Genomic DNA, 377 nt, shown 5'->3' on the forward strand with positions numbered 1-377 from the left:
AAGACATCTTAAGCATTTATGAAGTTCGCTGACCGGTTTTGAGGGATTAACCCTTCGGGGGCCTGTAGCTCAGTTGGTTAGAGCGCACGCCTGATAAGCGTGAGGTCGATGGTTCGAATCCATCCAGGCCCACCATTGTGGGGGATTAGCTCAGCTGGGAGAGCGCCTGCCTTGCACGCAGGAGGTCAGCGGTTCGATCCCGCTATCCTCCACCACAATTTGTTCTTTGAAAATTTGTTGTAGTAATTTTATTATATATACAGCTGCGTTAAAGAGTGATTTAACAGGGTTTGAAAACACAAGCTCTGAACTTTTTACAAAGCTGTTTTTCATGGGCCATACAAAAAAGATTACCCTTTTTAAAATGGACATGAATT

General features: G+C 44.3%; 2 tRNA genes. Both read left to right on the forward strand.

From position 1 onward, the window contains the following. Positions 1-58 precede the first annotated feature (58 nt). A tRNA-Ile gene (locus ACYQ2M_RS25360) sits at positions 59-135 on the forward strand. 4 nt (positions 136-139) lie between these two features. Then, positions 140-215 (forward strand) — tRNA-Ala (locus ACYQ2M_RS25365). The last annotated feature ends 162 nt before the right edge of the window (positions 216-377 follow it).

The sequence above is a fragment of the Desulfocicer niacini genome (genome assembly GCF_054657595.1).